Origin of the sequence: Nocardia sp. NPDC058480, from assembly GCF_042720495.1 — a bacterium.
GTDB lineage: Bacteria > Actinomycetota > Actinomycetes > Mycobacteriales > Mycobacteriaceae > Nocardia.
In genome coordinates, this window is sequence record NZ_JBHXMN010000021.1 from 1 (window position 1) to 19,408 (window position 19,408).

Consider the following 19,408-nt stretch of genomic DNA (forward strand, 5'->3'; position numbering starts at 1 on the left):
TAGTCTCGAGCGCTAACCGGCGGCCCCTTGGGGCCGCGGACACGCGCGCGCCAGCGCGCCAATAAACACAGCGTCAAACCTGCCTGGGACTACCAAACCCTGTGGCCATGCCCTACAACCGTCCTGGCACTACCAAGCCCTGTGGCTATGCCCTACAACCGTCCTGGCACCACCAAAACCCGTAGGCACCCCTACAAGCCCCGGGACCACAAACCCCTAAGCCTGCAGGATGAGGTTCGTCAACGCCCGCACACCAACAGCCAAAGCCCGCTCGTCGATATCGAACGTCGGCTGATGCAGGTCCAGTTGCTCACCGACGCCCGACCAAACTCCCAACCTGCCCATAGCGCCGGGTGCCTCTTCCAGGTACCAGGAGAAGTCCTCGCCACCGCCGGACTGCGGTGTGTCGGCGAGGGCGTCCTCGCCCATGGCCAGCACCGCGTCCTCGAACATCAGGGCCGAGGTCGGATCGTTGACCACCGGCGGCACACCGCGCTTGTAGTTGAGCTGGTAACGCACCCCGGTCGGCGCGAGTAACCCGTCGACGATCTCGCGGACCAGCGGTTCCAGCAGCAGCCAGGTGGCGTGATCGCCGGTGCGGACCGTGCCGGTGAGCATGCCCGTCTGCGGAATCGCATTGGGCGCCTTGCCCGCACTCACCGCACCCCAGACCATGACGGTGCTGGTGCGCGGGTCAACGCGTCGACTCAGCAGCCCGGGCAACCCCGTGATGACAGTTCCGATCGCGTAGACCAGGTCACTGGTCAGATGCGGCCGCGAGGTATGCCCACCGGGCGAATCGAGCACCAACTCGACCGTGTCGGCCGCCGATGTGATGGCGCCGGTCCGCAAACCGACCTTGCCGACCTCGAGGCGCGGATCGCAATGCAGCGCGAAGATCCGGTCCACCCCGGTCATCCCACCGGCCGCGACCACGTCGAGCGCACCGCCCGGCATCACTTCCTCGGCGGGCTGGAACACCAGCCGCACCCCCACCGGCAGCTTGTCCTCGGCCTCGGCGAGCGCGAGACCGGCACCGAGCAGCACGGTGGTGTGCGCGTCGTGCCCGCAGGCATGCGACACACCGGGCACGGTCGAGGCGAAGGTCAGGCCGGTGAATTCCTGCATCGGCAGCGCGTCCATATCGGCGCGCAGAGCGATGCGCGGACGATCGGTTGGGCCGAAGTCGCAGATCAAGCCGGTGCCGCCCGGCAGTACTTCCCAGCTCAGCCCGGCCTTGGTGAGCCAGCCCGACACGAACTCGGTGGTGGCGAACTCGGCACGGGACAACTCGGGGTTGGCGTGGATGTGCCTGCGCCATTGCACCAGGTCACCGGTGTGCTCGGCCAGCCATGCGTCGACGATCTCGGTTCCCGACATCAGAGTTGGTTCGGTGTCCGGCGTGGTCGGACACGCTGCGGTCTCGCGTGCCATCGAGTGGGTACCCACACCCATCGATAGCGCGTCGGAGCCTGCGCGTGCGGTGCCCGGATGGCCGGAAATGGTCACCGAATGTCCTCCTGTCGTTCGATCAGCTGTTGCAACAACCTGTCCCTGTGTACTTCATCGCCCGCCACGGCGACAGCGGTACGTGCCAATGCCAGCGCGCCGTCGAGCACCGCCCGGTCCGCCGAGGCGTTCACCGCGGCGGCGGCGAACGCCGGCTGATGGGTCGCCGCGCCGCCCGCATCGATGCCGATCACCGGGTGGATGCCGGGGATGACGTTGGTGACGTTGCCCATGTCGGTGCTCCCGAGCGGCCGCAGCACCTCGAGCTCGGGCGCGATCGGCGTCCGTCCCAATCCGGTGATCTGCGCGCGGTAGGCAGCGGAAAGAACCGGATCGGGGGTGAGCTCGGTATAGGTGGGCGCGAGCGTCCGTATGTCGTGGGTGCAGCCGGTCGCCAGGGCGCCCGCTTCGAAACACGCCTTCGCTCGGCGCATCAGGTCGTCGAGGGAGCCGGAATCGGCCGCGCGGAGGTAGTACAGCAACTCCGCACGTCCGGGCACGATGTTGGGGGCTACGCCACCGTCGGACACTATACCGTGCAGCTGCTGACCAGGTCGCAGATGCTGGCGTAGCAAGCCGACGGCAACCTGGGTCAGGGTCACCGCGTCGCCCGCGTTGCGGCCCAGTTCGGGCGCGGCGCTGGCATGCGCCTCACGGCCGTGGAAGACGATGGCGAGGTCGGCCAGCGCCAGCGAACGCGCGCCGACGATATCGCCGGGACCCGGGTGGACCATCATCGCCATCGCGATGTCGTCGAAGGCGCCCGCTTCCAGCATGAGCACCTTGCCGCCGCCGCTCTCCTCCGCGGGCGTGCCGAGCACGACCACGGTCAGGCCGAGCGCGTCGGCCACCGCGGCCAGCCCGATGGCCGCGCCGACGGCCGACGCGGCGATGATGTTGTGCCCGCAGGCGTGCCCGATCTCGGGCAGCGCGTCGTATTCGGCGCAGATGCCGACGGTGAGCGGGCCGCTGCCGTAGACGGCACGAAAGGCCGTCGGCAGCCCGGCGACGCCCGTGGTAACGGCGAATCCGCGCTCGACCAGCGGCGCGAGGACCTTCGCGACGCTACGCGTTTCGGCGAAGGCCAGCTCGGGTTCGGCGTGAATCGCGTGCGAGAGCCCGATCAGCTCGTCCGAGGCCGCCACAATCGCGGAGTCGGAGGCGGTGGCTGTGAGTTCGCCGGTGCGCGAGGGTGCCATACCCCCAGTCTTGCATCAGTGCACGACAGCGGCGCACCGGCGAGCGCGGTCAGTTGCCGAAGGGAAGGTTCTCCGGGGTGACCGGGGTGGCCAGCGCGGCGAGGGTCTCGGCGTGCAGCGCGGTCTTGATGATCGGGGTGATCGGCTTGCGCAGGCTGGTCAGCGCGGCGGCGCGCGCGATCGCGGCGGGCAGCACCTCGTCGGCGTCGGCCTTGGCGTCGGCGATGCCGGCGGCGATGGCCTCGTCCGCACCGAAGCGGTGGCCGGTGGTCATCGCCTGGACGCACACCTGGTTGCTCAGGCGACCCTTCAGCAAGCCGTTCATGCCGATGGTGAACGGCATGCCGAGGTGCACCTCGGGCAGCGACCAGAAGCCGCGGTCACCGCGCATCACCCGGAAGTCGTGGGAGGTGGCCAGCATGGCGCCCGCGCCGAACGCGTGGCCGTTGACCGCGGCGACCGTCGGCATCGGGAAGGTCAGCAGGCGGGTATAGAGGGAGTGCACCCGGTCGAGGTAGCCGTGGACCTTGTCGAGGTTGCCGAAGACGTAATCGGTGTCGAGGCCGTTGCTGTAGTACTTGCCGGTCGCGACGGTGACCAGCGCGGCAGCGCCCTCGGACTCCTCGACCTTGTCGAGTGCGGCGTGGAAGGCATCGATCCAGTCCGGCGAGAAACGGTTCTCGTTGTCGGTCTCACCCTCGTTGCCGAGGTACAGGACGAAAACATCACCAGAGCGCTCCAAATACGGCATGCAGGGAGAATAAACCGCGACGGCAGGCGTACCTACTCGCGGGTACGACACGCAAGAGCCCGATCGTGGCCCAGCTACGGTCGCCTGGGCCGGGGACACCCATGCGGCTCAGGCGTACCTCCGCCTTCGCTGCGACCATGCGCGACTGAGGATCGCTGCGCGCCTGCGCCCTTTAGACTTCGCTCATGACTGCCGAACAGGCCGCTGCGGCGATTGCCGAACGTACGGGAGTGCCGCGTCATCGCGTGGCCGTGGTGCTCGGATCGGGGTGGCAGGAGGCAGCAGCCGAGATCGGCGCGCCGCATGCCTCGATCCCCATGACGGAGCTACCCGGCTTCGGTAAACCCAGCGCGCAGGGTCACGGCGGCATAGTGCATTCGGTCACCGTGAACGAGAACAATGTGCTGCTGTTGATGGGTCGTCAGCACCTGTACGAGGGCTACACACCCCAGCAGGTGGTGCATCCGGTGACCACGGCGATCGCGGCGGGCGCCGAGATCGTGCTGCTCACCAATGCCGCGGGTGGACTCAGGGCGGGTCTGGCTGTGGGCGAGCCGGTGCTGATCGCCGACCACATCAACCTCACCGCGCGCACCCCGCTGGTAGGTGCACGGTTCGTCGACCTGGTCGATGCCTGGGATCCCGAATTGCGGGCGCTGACAAGGGAAATCGACCCGAGCCTGACCGAAGGTGTGTACGCCGGACTCACCGGACCGCAGTACGAGACGCCTGCCGAGATCCGCATGCTCGCGACCATCGGCGCCGATCTGGTCGGCATGTCGACGGTGCTCGAGGCGATCGAGGCGCGTTCGCTCGGCGCGAAGGTGCTCGGCATCTCGCTGGTCACCAATATGGCCGCGGGCGTTACCGGGGAACATCTTTCGCACGCCGAGGTGCTGGCCGAAGGGCAGGCCGCGGCGCCCCGGCTCGGCAAGCTACTGCGCGGCATTCTGGAGCGCGTGTAGATGCTGCGCTTCGGGACCGCAGGCCTGCGTGGACCGTTGCGCGAAGGCCCCGACGGTATGAACGTGACGACGGTGTCGCGGGCTACGGCCGGGCTGGCCGGCTGGTTACGTGAGCGGTGCCTCGGCGGCGGAGCGGTGGTGGTCGGGCGCGATGCGCGGCACGGCTCTGCCGAGTTCGCCACCGCGACGGCGGAAATCTTCACTGCCGCAGGGTTTCCGGTGACGGTGCTGCCGGATCCGGTGCCGACTCCGGTGGTGGCGTTCGCGGTGCGTGAGCTGGGTGCGGTCGCGGGGGTGCAGATCACCGCCTCGCATAACCCGCCTGCCGACAACGGTTACAAGGTGTATCTCGATGGTGGGTCGCAGCTGATCGCGCCCGCCGACAGCGAGATCGAGAAGGCCATCGAGACGGTTGTCGAACCGATTGCGCGGGAGCCTGTTTCGGTATCGGGCACCGAACTGGTCGATCGGTATCTCGCGCGCGTCGCGGAATTGCCCGGCCTGCTCGGCGGGCCCGGTGCACGAGCGGATGTACGGATCGTGCTCACCGCGCTGCACGGTGTCGGCGGTGAGCTCGCGGTGCGCGCGCTGGCCGCGGCGGGGTTCACCGACGTGCACGTGGTCGCCGAACAGTTCACCCCCGACCCCGACTTTCCCACCGTCGCCTTCCCCAACCCGGAAGAGCCGGGCGCTGCCGATCTGCTGCTCGCGCTGGCCGCGCGGATCGACGCCGATGTTGCGATCGCTCTCGATCCCGACGCCGATCGCTGCGCTCTCGGCATCCCGGGTCCTGAGGGCTGGCGCATGGTGCGTGGTGACGAAACCGGTGTGCTGCTGGCCGATTACGTGCTGCGCACCCGTCCCGCCGATCCGCTCGTCGCCACGACCATCGTGTCCTCGCGTCTGCTGTCGAAGCTGGCCGCCGCGCGAACGGCGCGCTACGCCGAGACCCTCACCGGCTTCAAATGGCTGGCCAGGGCGGGCGATGGACTCGTATACGCCTACGAGGAGGCCATCGGGCACTGCGTCGATCCCACGAAGGTCCGCGACAAGGACGGCATCTCGGCCGCCGTCGCCGCCGCGGATCTCGTGGCCCTGCTCAAGGCTCAGGGCAGGACGCTGCAAGACGAACTCGACTCCTACGCTGTCGAATTCGGACTGCACGCGGGAGATCAGGTCTCACTGCGCCTGCCCGACCAGGCCGCCGCGAGCGTGCTGGTCGCCGCCCTCCGCGCGGACCCGCCAAGCGAAATCGCCGGTACCCCGGTGAAATTCACCGACCAGGCGCAGGTCCGCGGCCGGCTACGCACCGACGCGCTGATCTTCGACGCCGACGACTTCCGCATCGTCGTCCGCCCCTCTGGCACCGAACCCAAACTCAAGTGCTACCTGGAGGTATTCGCCCAGGTATCCGAACCGGACGACCTGAACAACGCCAGACAGCTTGCCGCCCAGCGACTCTCCGAGCTCACCACGTTCTGCCGGTCGCTGGCAGGAGGCAAGGAATAGTCGACGGCTGGAATCGCTCGCCCGGCCGCGCTGAGTCAGCGTGGGCCGAACGAAGGGTCACCCGCGTCGCCGAGGCCGGGACCCGGCTCGCGGCTGGGATCGCGGAACAGCTCGCGGCTGGGATCGCCGAATACGTCGTGCGCCGGAAGCCCCGCCGTGGGCAGCGGCGACGTCTCCTGGTGTCCGTGCTCGATCGAGCATCGACGGAAAGGTCCGTTCCCGTCGGTCAGAGCCCGCAGATGCGGATCGGCATGGTCCAGAAACCAGAGACTGATGCCGAGCCCACCTTCGAGCCGGTGGCGTTCCCACACCCGCCACAGCGCGTCCAGCCGGATGGCCGCGCTCGGGTGCCGCCACCACTCCGGACACCAGTTGAGCTGATCGTCCGGCCGATACCCCAGCGCGTCACCGAACACTCGGACGAAATAGTCGTCTACCCAGGCCGCGACATCGCTGTAAACCAGCTCGAACGGCTTCTCGGGCCCGGTAACCCCACTCCCCATACCTGCCAGGATCTCACGAAAACCGGGCGGTGGGAGGCTGATTCAGCGTGGGCCGAACTGGCGGTCGCCCGCGTCGCCGAGGCCGGGGACGATGTAGGCGTGCTCGTTGAGGCGGTCGTCGATGGCTGCGGTGATCAGGCGCACCGGCAGGCCCGAGCCTGCCAGGGCGGCAACGCCTTCCGGGGCCGAGACGACGCAGATGGCGGTGATGTCGGTGGCCCCGCGGGCGACGAGGAGTTCGATGGTGTGGCGCATCGAACCGCCGGTGGCCAGCATCGGGTCGAGGACGAATACCGGCAGGCCGGTGAGGTCGGCGGGCAGCGACTCGAGGTACGGCACCGGGTCGTGGGTCTGCTCGTCGCGGGCGATGCCCACGAATCCGACGCGGGCTTGCGGGACGAGTTCGGCTGCGGCGTAGACCATGCCGAGCCCGGCCCGAAGCACCGGAACCAGCAGCGGTGGCGCCGCCAATCGGACGCCTTCGGTGACCGCGACCGGCGTGTCGATCGGCTCGCGCACCACCGGCGCGTCGCGCAGCGCCTCGTACATGAGGATGCCGGTGAGATCGGCCAGAGCATTGCGGAAGGTGGCGTTGTCGGTACGAGCGTCCCGCATGGTGCTGAGCAGGGTTGCGGCGAGCGGATGGTCGACGGTGTCGGTGCGCATGAAAAGACGATAGGGTCGCTTGGCGCTTCGCGCCTACGACCGCCGGGGAAATATTTTCGCAGTCGAGGGAACCGAACGCGGAGTCGGTGCGTCCAAGATAATGAGTGACGTACTCTGCCCGGGAACTCGAGGATTGGGGGAAGTTCGATGACGAAAAAGATGTCGGCCGATGCCGAGGGCATCGTCGCGTACAGCGCGGCTGCCGAGGTGATGGCCACGGAACTGGCCACGGCGGCGGCTGGTTCGGTTGCCTCCGACCCCACCCTGCTCGGCCCCATCATGGGTCTCATCGGCGGCGATTTCACCGCCGCCTACTCCGCCGCCCATGCCGGCCACGTGGCGTCGATCGCCCAGCTGTCGGCAGTGATGGGGAGCATGGGCCTGGCCACCGCCAGCGCCGCGACCACCCTGGTCGAGACCGATCTGAACAACGCGGCCTCGCTCGCCGCGGCCGCGGGCGATATCGGCACCGACGCATGATCGACCTCAGCGGGCTGGCTCAGCCCCTCCTCGATCTGCTGTCGAGCTTCGGCACCGGCGTGCTCGGCACCGGCGGCGCGTCCGACGGCTTGCGCTCGACCTCGACCAACCTCGACCAGATCTATCAACAGGGTCGCAACAGCATCAACAACGTGAACACCGCGTGGGACGGCCAAGCCGTCGACGCGGCCACCGCCAAGGCACTGCGCGTGCAGACCTCCTCGGCCACCCTGTCCGACAACGGCACCGAGATGGCGACCGTCGTCGACCAGGCCGCCGCCTACGTGGAGACCGGGCAGAAGGAGCTCGACGGGATCGTCAACTCGTTCCTGTCCCAGGTCTCCGCGCTGAGCCCCACCCTCGGTACCCCCGCGGGTCTGACAGCCGTGGTGGCTTCGGCGATCGACCACATCGGTCAGGGCATGGGCGTCGTCGGCCGGGTGCAAGACGAGATGGGCACCCAGACCGCCGCGATCCAGGAGCTCACCCCTGCCCCGTCGAGCACCTCGCTGGCGAGCGTCGCGTCCGGCGCGAGCAACCTCGTGTCCTCGGCGTCGAGTTCCGGTCTGCTCTCGACCGCCGCGAGCACCGGCAGCACCGTGCTCAGTGCCATGGGATCCGGTCTGTCGACGGCGATGGGCGGCAGCAACAGCAGCAGCTCGAAGTCGACCACCACCGGCGGAACCTCCGCGGGCACGGGTGGGTCGACGGGGTCATCGGCCGGTTCGTCGACCGGGTCCGGCACCGGCGTCAAGATCACCCTGCCCGACGGCAGCACCGTCGAGGCGCCCAACGAGAAAGCCGCGACCGCGGTCCGCTCGGCCATCGGCGCCGTCGGCACCCCGTACGTCTGGGGCGGCAACGACCCGCAAGCGGGCATCGACTGCAGCGGGCTCACCAAGTACGCCTACGGCGAGGCCGGGGTCGAACTGCCTCGGCTGGCGCAGGAACAGCACATCGGCAATCCTCAGGTATCCCCCGGTGACCTACAGCCGGGCGATCTGGCCGTGTGGGACGGCCATGTCGCCATGGTCGTCGGCAACGGGCAGCTCGTCGAGGCGGGCGATCCGGTTTCGATCAGTTCCATCCGAACGGAGAACAGTGGCATGGAGTTCTACGGCTTCTACAGGCCTACCGAATGAGCGGCACGCCGATCCCCGAGGTGCCCAATGTGGAGTCCGCGGTCAGCAGTAACCGGTCGGGCACGATCTCGGTCCGCGCGACCAGCATGGGTCTGCCGATCGCGCTCAAGTTCGAACGCAGCGAATACCAGTTCGGCGCCCAGGCGCTGGCCGACGAGATCCTGCGCCTCACCCGGCGCTCGACCATCGCCGCCGCCGCCCGCCTGCGCGAGGTCTACAGCGAGCAGGCGCAGATCCCCGATGAACTGCTCGACAAGATGAACCTGCCCACCCGGCGTCAGGCGGTCGACGAGCTCGATCGCATCGACGACGCCGACACCGGTCAGACGAGTTGGATGAGGCCACTGTGAGTGCGGAAATGGACGCCCTGGTCGCGGGTGTCACCGGAAAACTCGAGGCGCTCGAGGCGGCGCTGTACGGGTTGAAGCAGGTCAACGGGCGATTCACCACCGAGGACGGGCTGGTCACCGCCGAGGTGAACAGCGACGGCGCCCTCGTCGGCCTGACGCTGGACGAAGCCATCACCACGCTGGCCCCCACCGAGGCCGCCGCGCTCATCCTGGCGGCCTGCAAACAGGCCACCGAGACCGCCGGTGACGCTCGTTCCAACATCATTGCGACACTGAACGAATCGCTCATCGGTTCGAGTGCACAGCCCGGCGGGCAATTAGCACCCGGGCCGGATAGTGCCCGGCGCTCGAGCTAGCTAGGCTTCGCGTCATGGCTTCTGGAGACATCGTCCCGATCGAGCTCGGTCTGACCGATGGCGATCTCGTCACCCTGTGGGCACCGCGCTGGCGCGACGGTGACGACGAGTGGGAGGCGTTCCTCGGTCACGAGGACGACCTCTACGGATTCGAGTCCGTTGCGGAGCTGGCGGCGTTCATCCGCACCAACTCCGACAACGACCTCGTCGACCACCCGTCCTGGGCGGTCATCGCCGGCCTATCGGCCGCTGAGCTGGAGCCGGAGGAGAATTTCAGCTTCGATCTGGTCTCCGTACCGGAGCTGGCCGCGGGCGACCCGGACGTCGATGTCATCGGCGAGCTCGAGGACACCCTGGCGATGGTGCGCAATATCGCCGAGGTGTGCGAGCTCGACGTGGTGACCAAGTTCTTCGGCAACAACCCGGTGCTCGGCGCACTGGCCAGCGGGGCGAGCACCTTCGTCGGCCGCGACGGCGAAGAGCTGTGGGACCAGGTCGGTGCCGCGATTGTCAAGGGCTGGGACGACGTGCTCGACGCCATCGACAGCGTCGTGAGCACGCCCGAGGTCGACGCGGCCGCGGTCGCCGTCGCCGAGGCGGAGCTGCTGGCGGCCGAGGAGAACGAGGTCGACGCCGACGATGTCGCCGAGGAGGAGGAAGAGTTCGAGAACGTCGACCTCACCGCCTCCGACGATGACGACGAAGAGGAGTCCTTCTGGGACGGGGTCGGCATCGACCCCGTCAAGATCGTCACCTCCGACGGCGAGCAGTTCACCCTGCGCTGCTACCTCGACGACGAGCCGATCTTCCTCGGAAACGGCAGCACCATCACCGTCTTCGGCTCCGAGCGCGCACTCGCCCGCTACCTGGCCGACGATCACGAGCACGAGCTGGCCCGGGTCTCGACCTTCGCCGAGGTGCAGACCGCGGCGGTGGACGGTTCGCTCGCGGTCGAGGTGACCGACGAGAACGTCTACGTGCTCACCGGCTTGGTCGACGATCTGGCCGAGGGGCCGGAGGCGGTCGACATCGAACAGCTCGATCTCGCGGTCGAACTGTTCAGCGACGCGGCCGACTACGCCGATGACGACAGTGTGGAAACGGCTCTCGCCCAGTCGAATCCGCTCGGCTGGTACGTCTCGTACCTGCTCAACCCGGATCCGAACCGGATGGCGCCGAACCCGCCGTACGCGTCGGAGGCCCAGCAGTTCCGCGACCTGCAGCGTGCGTTCGAAGCGCGCCTGGTCAGCGAATAGGTGTTGACGAAATCAGGGGTGGCGCCGACGTGGTGCCACCCCTGATTTCATCTCAGCCGAGCAGTACCGCGTAACCCGGCTTGATCACTTCGTCGATGATCTTCAGCCGGTCCGGGAACGGGATGAAGGCCGACTTCATGGCGTTGATGGTGAAGCGTTCCAGGTCGCTCCAGCCGTAGCCGAAGGTGTCGACCAGTTTGCGCATCTCCTCGCTCATGGAGGTGTCGCTCATCAGGCGGTTGTCGGTGTTGACGGTGACCCGGAAACGCAGGCGGGCGAGCAGGTCGAACGGATGCTTGTCCAGCGAGGGCACCGCGCCGGTCTGCACATTCGACGAAGGACACAGTTCCAGCGGCACCCGCATATCGCGCACATAGTTCGCGACCAGGCCGAGCTGCGCGTCCTCGATGTCGCCCGGAACACTGATGTCGTCGGTGATCCGCACCCCGTGGCCGAGCCGATCACAGCCGCAGAACGCGAGCGCCTCGTGAATCGACGGCAAGCCGAACGCCTCACCCGCGTGAATCGTGAAGTGCGCGTGGTTGGCTCGCAGATACTCGAAAGCGTCCAGGTGGCGGGTGGGAGGGAATCCCGCCTCGGCGCCCGCGATGTCGAACCCGCCGACCCCGGAGTCACGGAACCGCACGGTGAGCTCCGCGATCTCGCGCGACCTGGCCGCGTGCCGCATCGCCGTGAGTAGACACGTCACCCGGATGACATCGCCCTGCTCAGCCGCGATCGCCTCACCCTCCCGGAACCCCGCGAGGGTGTGTTCGACAACCTCGTCGAGCGTGAGACCCTTCTCCAGATGCTGCTCGGGCGCGAACCGCACCTCCGCGTAAACGACCCCGTCGGCCGCGAGGTCGACAGCGCACTCCCGCGCCACCCTGCGCAGCCCCTCCGGGGTCTGCATCACCGCGACCGTATGCGCGAACGTCTCCAGATACCGCTCGAGCGATCCGCTATCGGCAGCGTCGCGAAACCACGCCCCCAAACTCTCGGCGTCGGAAGCAGGTAATTCGTCATAGCCGCAATCAGCGGCCAGCTCTAGCACCGTCGCGGGCCGCAGACCACCATCGAGGTGATCATGCAGCAATGCCTTCGGTGCGCGTCGGATCGAAGCAAGGTCAAGGGGCGCCGGTCCAGTCATGTATAGACGGTAGCCGCCCACACCGATCCGGGCAGAACATCGTCCACCCCAAAATCCGCCATGACCGCACCACCAACCACACCGTGCACCCCAAGCCCGCCATGACCGCACCACCAACCACACCGTGCACCCCAAATCCGCCATGACCGCACTACCAGCCCCGCACTCCCGACCCCTGGGGAGGGACGGCCACGAAGTGGCCGGTCCGCGGCCGGGTCGCCGGTTAGCGCTCGAAAGCGCTGAGCCGAAGGCTCTAGTCTCGAGCGCTAACCGGCGGCCCCTTGGGGCCGCGGACACGCGCGCGCCAGCGCGCCAATAAACACAGCCCAAACCTGCCTGGGACTACCGACCCCAGGTCATCCCTTGCCCTCCATACCCACCAAACCCCAGGTCATCCCTTGCCCTCCATACCCACCAAACCCCAGGTCAACCCCTCAGGCCAACCCAAACCCCCACTCACCCAACTCGCCCGAGCACCAACCCCCCAGGCTTCCCTTCAGGTGCCAACTCAACGCTCACAGCACCATCAAGCGCCGCCAATGCCCCAGCAAAAGCGTCGGGCGTATCGGTATGCAACGTCAACAACGGCTGCCCCACCACCACCGAATCACCCGGCTTGGCATGCATTTCGATACCAGCCCCCGCCTGCACCTTCCCCCCCTGACGAGCACGCCCCGCCCCCAACCGCCAAGCAGCGACCCCCACCCCCATCGCATCGAGCCGAGTCAGCACCCCACTAGATTCCGCCCGCACGATCTCGCTATGCCGCGCGACCGGCAGCGGAGCATCCGGATCCCCACCCTGCGCCTGAATCATCGCGCGCCAGTGATCCATCGCCCGACCATCAGCGAGAACATCGGCGGGATCGATATGCAGCCCCGCCTGCGCGACCATCTCCCGCGCCAACGTCAGAGTCAGTTCGACCACATCCGCAGGACCCCCACCGGCGAGAACCTCCACCGACTCGGCGACTTCCATCGCATTACCCGCGGTCCGCCCGAGCGGGGTATCCATCGCCGTGAGCAGCGCGACGGTCTGCACACCCGCATCGCGCCCGAGTTCGACCATCGCGGTGGCGAGTTCGCGAGCACCGTCGAGGGTCTTGAGGAACGCTCCGGACCCGACCTTCACATCGAGTACCAGCGCCGCCGTTCCCTCCGCGATCTTCTTGCTCATGATCGAGCTGGCGATCAACGGGATCGACTCGACGGTGCCGGTCACATCGCGCAGCGCGTAGAGCCGCTTGTCGGCGGGGGCGAGATCGGCACCCGCGGCGCAGATCACCGCTCCGATCGCCGGGTCGGCCAGGATCTCGCGCATCCGGGGGACGGTCACGTCGGCCTGCCAGCCGGGGATCGACTCGAGTTTGTCCAGCGTCCCACCGGTATGCCCGAGCCCACGCCCCGACAACTGCGGCACGGCCGCTCCACACGCGGCCACCAGCGGAGCCAGCGGGAGGGTGATCTTGTCGCCGACCCCACCGGTCGAATGCTTGTCGACGGTCGGTCTCGGCAGGCCGGTGAAGTCCATCCGACTGCCCGACCCGATCATCGCCGCCGTCCACCGCGCCGTCTCGCGCCTGGTCATCCCCCGCCACACGATCGCCATGGCCAGCGCCGACATCTGCTCGTCCGCCACGATCCCCCGGGTGAACGCATCCACCACCCAGTCGATCTGAGCATCGGACAGCTCCCCGCCGTCGCGCTTGGTAGTAATGACCGAAACCGCATCCAGTGCCGTCATGGTGCCAAGTCTGGCACCGTGCTCCGACTACTGCTGTCCGGCGGCCAAATCATCCGGCCCGAAGGCATAGGGCAGGAGCTCCGACAGCGGCTTCGGGCCATCGGCGTGATCCACCAGCAGTTCGCCCCCGCCGTGTTCGAACAGCAGCTGCCGACACCGGCCACACGGCATCAGGATTTCGCCCCGGGAATCGGTCACCGATAGGGCGATGAGGCGCCCGCCACCGGACGCGAATAAGTTACCGACGAGTACACATTCGGCGCACAGGGTTAGCCCATATGAGACATTTTCCACATTGCATCCGCTCACAATTCGGCCATCCGCACTGAGAGCAGCGGCGCCGACCGGGAAACCCGAGTACGGGGCATACGCCGACCCCATAGCTCGAATTGCCATGTCATGCAACGTATTCCAGTCGATTTCGGACATCGGAAACCTCCAGCTGATCCCGCCGAACACCGGGAAACAGGGGCCGGAACACCAGTATCCGGCAATGGGAAAGGTAAACCTAACTCGCCTGTTTTCCGCACAACGCACGGCACGCCGAATTAGTTCCGCGAAACAGAGGGGATTAGAGTTCACCGAAGATCGGTTCAGGTTCCCGGCGGCGGGCCAGCGCTCGAGAATACAGCGCAGCCACCTGGGCATTTGCCTCTCCACGCATGCCGGCGTCGGATCTGTGACCGGGTCCATCAACGACGTTGGAGGCACCGCACTCTATGACCACGATAGAAGCTCCGGCTCCGGCCCAGCCGAAGCGGAAGACGCTGTACCGCGGCGACCCCGGCATGTGGTCCTGGGCGCTGCACCGGATCACCGGTGTCACGCTGTTCTTCTTCCTCTTCGTGCACGTGCTGGACACGGCACTGGTCCGGGTCAACCCGGACACCTACGACCACTCCATCGCGCTCTACAAGAACCCCGTCGTCGCGTTGATGGAGATGGGCCTTGTCGTCGCCGTCTTGTTCCACGCCCTCAACGGCGTCCGGGTCATTCTGGTCGACTTCTGGTCCCAGGGTCCGCGATTCCAGAAGCAGATGCTGTGGATTGTTCTCGCCATCTGGGTTCTGGTCTCCGCCGCCGGCGTCGGCCGCCAGTTCTTCTACCTGCTGACGGAGCACTGATATGTCTGCACCTGTCCTCGGCAAGTCCTACGATCGCCCGGCCAGCCTCGACTCCCCCCGCTCGCCGCGTGGCAAGTCGAACGGCAACTTCGAGAAGTACGCGTGGCTGTTCATGCGCATCTCGGGCCTGTTCCTGATCGTGCTGGTGCTCGGCCACATGTTCATCATGCTGATGATCGACGGTGGCGTGAACCGCCTGAACTTCGCGTTCGTGGCCGGTCGCTGGTCCAGCCCGTTCTGGCAGTTCTGGGACCTGTCCATGCTGTGGCTGGCTCAGCTGCACGGCGGCAACGGTCTGCGCGTCATCATCGACGACTACTCGCGCAAGGACTCCACCCGGTTCTGGCTCAAGGTCATCCTCGTGGTTTCGATGATCGTGATCGTGAGCGTCGGCACGTACGTCATCTTCACCTTCGACCCCAACATCACAGGTTAGGAACAGGCCACCTCGCATGAGTGAATCCCGTCCGATTCAGGAGCATCGCTACGACGTGGTCATCGTCGGCGCCGGTGGCGCGGGCATGCGCGCGGCGATCGAGGCCGGCCCGCGCGCTCGCACCGCGGTCCTGACCAAGCTGTACCCGACCCGCAGCCACACCGGCGCGGCCCAGGGTGGCATGTGCGCCGCGCTGGCCAACGTCGAAGAAGACAACTGGGAATGGCACACCTTCGACACCGTCAAGGGTGGTGACTACCTGGTCGACCAGGACGCCGCGGAGATCATGGCCAAAGAGGCCATCGACGCGGTCATGGACCTGGAGAAGATGGGCCTGCCGTTCAACCGCACGCCCGAGGGCAAGATCGACCAGCGCCGGTTCGGTGGCCACACCCGTGACCACGGCAAGGCGCCCGTGCGTCGCGCGTGTTATGCCGCCGACCGCACCGGTCACATGATCCTGCAGACGCTGTACCAGAACTGCGTCAAGCACGACGTCGAGTTCTACAACGAGTTCTACGTGCTCGACCTGGTGATGACCGAGTCCGATCGTGGCCCCGTCGCCACCGGCGTCGTCGCCTACGAGCTGTCGACCGGCGAGATCCACATCTTCCACGCGAAGTCGATCGTGTTCGCCACCGGCGGCTCGGGCCGGATGTACAAGACCACCTCGAACGCGCACACGCTGACCGGCGACGGCATGGCGATCGTGTTCCGCAAGGGCCTGCCGCTCGAGGACATGGAGTTCCACCAGTTCCACCCGACAGGCCTCGCGGGCCTCGGCATCCTCATCTCCGAGGCGGTCCGTGGTGAGGGTGGCATCCTGCGCAACGCCTCGGGTGAGCGCTTCATGGAGCGCTACGCCCCCACCATCAAGGACCTCGCGCCGCGTGACATCGTCGCCCGCTCGATGGTGCTCGAGGTGGCCGAAGGCCGTGGCGCAGGCCCGAACAAGGATTACGTCTACATCGACGTGACCCACCTCGGCGCCGACGTGCTCGAGGAGAAGCTGCCCGACATCACCGAGTTCGCGCGCACCTACCTCGGTGTGGACCCGGTGACCGAGCTGGTGCCGGTCATGCCGACTTGCCACTACGTCATGGGCGGTATCCCGACCAAGATCCGTGGCGAGGTGCTGCGCAACAACACCGATGTGGTCCCCGGCCTGTACGCCGCCGGTGAGTGCGCGTGCGTCTCGGTGCACGGCGCGAACCGTCTCGGCACCAACTCGCTGCTCGACATCAACGTGTTCGGCCGTCGCGCCGGCATCGCGGCCGCCGAGTACGCCAACCGCACCGAGTTCACCGAGATGCCGGAGAACCCGTCGCAGATGGTGATGGACTGGCTCGAGCTGATCCTGTCCGACCACGGCAACGAGCGCGTGGCCGACATCCGCACCGAGCTGCAGGCCACGATGGATGCCAACGCGGGCGTGTTCCGCACCGAGGAAACCCTCAAGAAGGTCCTCACCGACATCCACACGCTCAAGGAGCGCTACACCCGGATCACGGTGCAGGACAAGGGCAAGCGCTACAACAGCGACCTGCTCGAGGCCGTCGAGCTGGGCTTCCTGCTCGAGCTGGCCGAGGTCACCGTTGTCGGCGCGCTCAACCGCAAGGAATCGCGCGGCGGCCACGCCCGCGAGGACTACCCGGACCGCGACGACACGAACTTCATGCGGCACACGATGGCGTACAAGGAGGGCCCGGAGCTCATCTCCGAGATCCGCCTCGACTTCAAGCCGGTGGTGCAGACCCGCTACGAGCCGATGGAGCGTAAGTACTGATGACTGCTGTAGTCGAAATCGCCGAGCAGAAGCCGGCGCCGGTGCCCGAGGGCTCGGTCATGGTCACCGTCAAGATCGCCCGGTTCAGCACCGAGGACGACAAGGGCGCGCACTGGGATTCGTTCCAGGTGCCGGTCCTGCCGACCGACCGCTTCCTCAATGTGCTGATCTACATCAAGTCCTACCTGGACGGCACCCTCACCTTCCGGCGCTCCTGCGCCCACGGTGTGTGTGGTTCGGATGCCATGCGGATCAACGGTGTGAACCGGCTGGCCTGCAAGGTGCTGATGAAGGACATGCTGCCCAAGGGCGACAAGACCCTCACCATGACCGTCGAGCCGATCCGCGGCCTGCCCGTGGAGAAGGATCTCGTGGTCGACATGGAGCCGTTCTTCGACGCGTTCCGCGCCGTGAAGCCCTACCTGATGACCTCGGGTAACGAGCCGACCCGCGAGCAGATCCAGAGCCAGGCCGACCGCGCCCGCTTCGACGACACCACCAAGTGCATCCTGTGCGCCTGCTGCACCACGTCGTGCCCCGTCTACTGGACCGACGGCAGCTACTTCGGCCCCGCCGCGATCGTGAACGCCCACCGCTTCATCTTCGACAGCCGTGACGAAGGCGCCCGCGAGCGCCTCGACATCCTCAACGACGTCGAAGGTGTCTGGCGCTGCCGCACCACCTTCAACTGCACCGACGCATGCCCTCGCGGCATCGAGGTCACCAAGGCGATCCAGGAAGTCAAGCGAGCCCTGCTCTTCACCCGCTGATCTTTCCCGCTCGGCACAGGCCGTCTGCACCGAAAGGTGTGGGCGGCCTTTGTCGTTCGTCGGCACTTGCGGGGAATGACAGAAGAGTGGATAGTGTTACTATCCATAGTAGATAGTGGCAGTATCCATTCTGGGAGGACCAATGATCACCCTTCTCGCCCTCGTCGGCTCGCTCGTCGTCTTCCGCACGCTCGGAGCACTCGGCGTGACCCGGTTCGCCTCGTGGCCCGTCAGTGCCGCCCACGCGCTGGCTGTCATGTTGGTGATGACGGGAACGGCGCATTTCATGCCCGCGAGCGTCACCGTGATGCCCAACTACGCCGACATGGTCGCCATGGTCCCGCCCTTCGTCCCGTTCCCCGGCTTCATGGTCCTTGCCAGCGGCGTCCTGGAACTGCTCGCCGCGATCGGCCTGATCCTCACCCGCACCCGCCGGGTGGCCGGCTGGGCCCTCGTCCCCCTGTTCCTGCTGCTCCTGCCCGCCAACATCTACGCCGCCCTCAACGACATCCCCTTCGCGGGAGAGCCCGCGTCGCCCCTGTGGCAGCGGATCCCGGAGCAGGTGCTGTACATCGGGTTCGCCGTGTGGGCAGCCCTTTCGGCTCCCCACACGCTGCCCGCCGTGCGGCGACAGGAACCGGCGACAATCTGAAGGCCGAAGGCCATCACCACCGAATGATGCTGGTGGCCTTTGTCATTCACCAGCGCGCGCGGCTAACTCGTTTCGCTACAACAGGTCCCGTCGCCATCGTGATTACTAGCGGTAGTGTGCTGCCGCGTCCAGGACTGCGGATCGGTAGGGGCGACCGAAGAGAACAGCGTGGGCCAGCAAGAGGTGGAGTTGATGGAGGGGGATTCGGGTGCGCCAGCCAGGGTCGAGGGGATGGATTTCGTTATAGGCGGCGATGATTCGCGCCGAGAAGGGTGCGCCACCGAAGAGGAAGAGCGTGGCCAGGTCGGTTTCGCGGTGGCCTCCATGGGCGGCGGGGTCGATCAGCCATGGGACGTCGACTGGACCCCAGACGATATTGCCGGGCCAGAGGTCGCCGTGAATACGGGCTGGAGGTTCGGTGGGGGCTTCGATGTGAATTGATTCGATGTAGGTGGCGTCGGCGGGGTCGAGGGCGCCCGCGTCGACGGCGAGTTTCAGGTACGGCAGGATTCGGTGTTCGCGGTACCAGGTCGGCCAGTCATCGCCGGGGGTGTTGTCCAGGGGCAGTCCTGCGAGGAAACCTTCGGTGGCAGCGCCGAATTCAGGGGCGCCCGCACCGTGGGTGACGGCCAGTCCGGCACCGAACCGTTCGGCGGCAACGGCGGTCGGGTCGGCGTGGTCGACCCACTGCATCAACAACAGTTCGCCGGTCTGGGCGTACAACTCCGGCACCGCGACCCCACCGGCCGCCCGCAACCAACGAAGCCCGTCCGCTTCGGCCTCGAAAAGCCCTGGCGGAGCGGGCGCGGGCTCGGCGGTCGGGACGGCGGATATCCCGCCCGGCCAGGTCTTCAGGAACAGATGGGTTCCGTCATCGAGCACGATCCGCTCGGCGACACTGATCGACCCACCCGCCACAGGCGTCGTCCGCAGCCGCTGATGGGCGAGAAACGTCGGCAGCAGGTGCGGGTTCGCACGCAGGAACGGCAAGTCCACGCCGCCATCTTGCCCAAGCGTGGCCGGTGACGGTCGGCGAATCGGGAGATCTCAGGCAGCACACG

At 67.1% G+C, this 19,408-nt stretch carries 21 protein-coding genes; 12 read left to right on the forward strand and 9 right to left on the reverse strand.

Translation table 11 applies throughout. The annotated features are described in order from the left end of the window. Window positions 1-216 precede the first annotated feature (216 nt). The 3 genes from ACFWO8_RS30415 to ACFWO8_RS30425 all read right to left on the reverse strand — a co-directional run bounded on the left by ACFWO8_RS30415 (window position 217) and on the right by ACFWO8_RS30425 (window position 3,459). Window positions 217-1,380: a M20 family metallopeptidase gene (locus tag ACFWO8_RS30415; RefSeq protein ID WP_378971796.1), complete on the reverse strand. Its 1,164-nt coding sequence runs from the start codon at window positions 1,378-1,380 to the stop codon at window positions 217-219. A 125-nt stretch (window positions 1,381-1,505) separates the two neighbouring features. Beyond that, a complete protein-coding gene (locus tag ACFWO8_RS30420; protein WP_378971136.1) occupies window positions 1,506-2,708 on the reverse strand; it encodes a M20 family metallopeptidase in 1,203 nt (400 codons plus the stop codon). A gap of 49 nt (window positions 2,709-2,757) precedes the next feature. Beyond that, complete coding sequence (locus ACFWO8_RS30425; RefSeq protein WP_378971150.1) at window positions 2,758-3,459, reverse strand: enoyl-CoA hydratase-related protein; 702 nt, start codon at window positions 3,457-3,459, stop codon at window positions 2,758-2,760. A 185-nt stretch (window positions 3,460-3,644) separates the two neighbouring features. Here ACFWO8_RS30425 and ACFWO8_RS30430 point away from each other — a divergent pair, with 185 nt between their 5' ends. Continuing rightward, window positions 3,645-4,424: a purine-nucleoside phosphorylase gene (locus ACFWO8_RS30430; RefSeq protein WP_378971155.1), complete on the forward strand. Its 780-nt coding sequence runs from the start codon at window positions 3,645-3,647 to the stop codon at window positions 4,422-4,424. Beyond that, window positions 4,425-5,933, forward strand: a complete 1,509-nt coding sequence (locus ACFWO8_RS30435; RefSeq protein WP_378971165.1) for a phospho-sugar mutase — start codon at window positions 4,425-4,427, stop codon at window positions 5,931-5,933. Between the two features lie 35 nt (window positions 5,934-5,968). On the opposite strand, the gene ACFWO8_RS30440 is transcribed toward ACFWO8_RS30435, so the two are convergent. Together ACFWO8_RS30440 and upp are read right to left on the reverse strand one after the other, a co-directional pair. Then, window positions 5,969-6,436: a DUF4913 domain-containing protein gene (locus ACFWO8_RS30440; protein WP_378971171.1), complete on the reverse strand. Its 468-nt coding sequence runs from the start codon at window positions 6,434-6,436 to the stop codon at window positions 5,969-5,971. 42 nt (window positions 6,437-6,478) lie between these two features. Further along, window positions 6,479-7,102: a uracil phosphoribosyltransferase gene (gene upp / locus ACFWO8_RS30445; protein WP_378971181.1), complete on the reverse strand. Its 624-nt coding sequence runs from the start codon at window positions 7,100-7,102 to the stop codon at window positions 6,479-6,481. Between the two features lie 147 nt (window positions 7,103-7,249). Here upp and ACFWO8_RS30450 point away from each other — a divergent pair, with 147 nt between their 5' ends. Genes ACFWO8_RS30450 through ACFWO8_RS30470 form a run of 5 tightly spaced genes read left to right on the forward strand, consistent with a single transcriptional unit; the run spans window position 7,250 to window position 10,686 of the window. Beyond that, on the forward strand, window positions 7,250-7,582 hold the full coding sequence (locus tag ACFWO8_RS30450) for a hypothetical protein (protein ID WP_378971188.1): 333 nt from the start codon (window positions 7,250-7,252) through the stop codon (window positions 7,580-7,582). Then, window positions 7,579-8,724: an NlpC/P60 family protein gene (locus ACFWO8_RS30455; RefSeq protein WP_378971203.1), complete on the forward strand. Its 1,146-nt coding sequence runs from the start codon at window positions 7,579-7,581 to the stop codon at window positions 8,722-8,724. Before ACFWO8_RS30450 ends, ACFWO8_RS30455 begins: the two co-directional genes overlap by 4 nt. Further along, window positions 8,721-9,074, forward strand: a complete 354-nt coding sequence (locus tag ACFWO8_RS30460) for a hypothetical protein (protein WP_067447900.1) — start codon at window positions 8,721-8,723, stop codon at window positions 9,072-9,074. Before ACFWO8_RS30455 ends, ACFWO8_RS30460 begins: the two co-directional genes overlap by 4 nt. After that, window positions 9,071-9,430 (forward strand): YbaB/EbfC family nucleoid-associated protein, encoded by a 360-nt coding sequence (locus ACFWO8_RS30465; protein ID WP_378971214.1) that lies wholly within the window; start codon window positions 9,071-9,073, stop codon window positions 9,428-9,430. Before ACFWO8_RS30460 ends, ACFWO8_RS30465 begins: the two co-directional genes overlap by 4 nt. Window positions 9,431-9,444: 14 nt before the next feature. Then, the gene (locus tag ACFWO8_RS30470; protein ID WP_378971217.1) at window positions 9,445-10,686 is read left to right on the forward strand and encodes a primosomal protein; all 1,242 of its coding nucleotides are present in this window, start codon (window positions 9,445-9,447) and stop codon (window positions 10,684-10,686) included. Window positions 10,687-10,738: 52 nt separating this feature from the next. Here ACFWO8_RS30470 and ACFWO8_RS30475 read toward each other — a convergent pair whose 3' ends face one another. The 3 genes from ACFWO8_RS30475 to ACFWO8_RS30485 form a co-directional block, all read right to left on the reverse strand. After that, a complete protein-coding gene (locus ACFWO8_RS30475) occupies window positions 10,739-11,836 on the reverse strand; it encodes an adenosine deaminase (protein WP_378971223.1) in 1,098 nt (365 codons plus the stop codon). A 456-nt stretch (window positions 11,837-12,292) separates the two neighbouring features. Next, a complete protein-coding gene (locus tag ACFWO8_RS30480) occupies window positions 12,293-13,579 on the reverse strand; it encodes a thymidine phosphorylase (protein WP_378971232.1) in 1,287 nt (428 codons plus the stop codon). Between the two features lie 27 nt (window positions 13,580-13,606). Then, on the reverse strand, window positions 13,607-14,008 hold the full coding sequence (locus ACFWO8_RS30485; protein ID WP_378971238.1) for a cytidine deaminase: 402 nt from the start codon (window positions 14,006-14,008) through the stop codon (window positions 13,607-13,609). A 290-nt stretch (window positions 14,009-14,298) separates the two neighbouring features. On the opposite strand from ACFWO8_RS30485, the gene sdhC reads away from it, so the two are divergent. The 5 genes from sdhC to ACFWO8_RS30510 all read left to right on the forward strand — a co-directional run bounded on the left by sdhC (window position 14,299) and on the right by ACFWO8_RS30510 (window position 18,347). Then, entirely contained in the window at window positions 14,299-14,703 is a 405-nt protein-coding gene (gene sdhC, locus ACFWO8_RS30490; protein ID WP_378971251.1) for a succinate dehydrogenase, cytochrome b556 subunit, read from the forward strand. 1 nt (window position 14,704) lies between these two features. Further along, a complete protein-coding gene (locus ACFWO8_RS30495) occupies window positions 14,705-15,139 on the forward strand; it encodes a succinate dehydrogenase hydrophobic membrane anchor subunit (RefSeq protein ID WP_378971256.1) in 435 nt (144 codons plus the stop codon). Window positions 15,140-15,173: 34 nt separating this feature from the next. Continuing rightward, on the forward strand, window positions 15,174-16,925 hold the full coding sequence (sdhA, locus tag ACFWO8_RS30500) for a succinate dehydrogenase flavoprotein subunit (protein WP_378971801.1): 1,752 nt from the start codon (window positions 15,174-15,176) through the stop codon (window positions 16,923-16,925). Continuing rightward, complete coding sequence (locus ACFWO8_RS30505; protein ID WP_378971266.1) at window positions 16,925-17,695, forward strand: succinate dehydrogenase iron-sulfur subunit; 771 nt, start codon at window positions 16,925-16,927, stop codon at window positions 17,693-17,695. Before sdhA ends, ACFWO8_RS30505 begins: the two co-directional genes overlap by 1 nt. A gap of 142 nt (window positions 17,696-17,837) precedes the next feature. Then, entirely contained in the window at window positions 17,838-18,347 is a 510-nt protein-coding gene (locus ACFWO8_RS30510) for a hypothetical protein (protein ID WP_378971271.1), read from the forward strand. A 105-nt stretch (window positions 18,348-18,452) separates the two neighbouring features. On the opposite strand, the gene ACFWO8_RS30515 is transcribed toward ACFWO8_RS30510, so the two are convergent. After that, complete coding sequence (locus tag ACFWO8_RS30515; protein ID WP_378971275.1) at window positions 18,453-19,343, reverse strand: fructosamine kinase family protein; 891 nt, start codon at window positions 19,341-19,343, stop codon at window positions 18,453-18,455. Window positions 19,344-19,408: the final 65 nt, after the last annotated feature.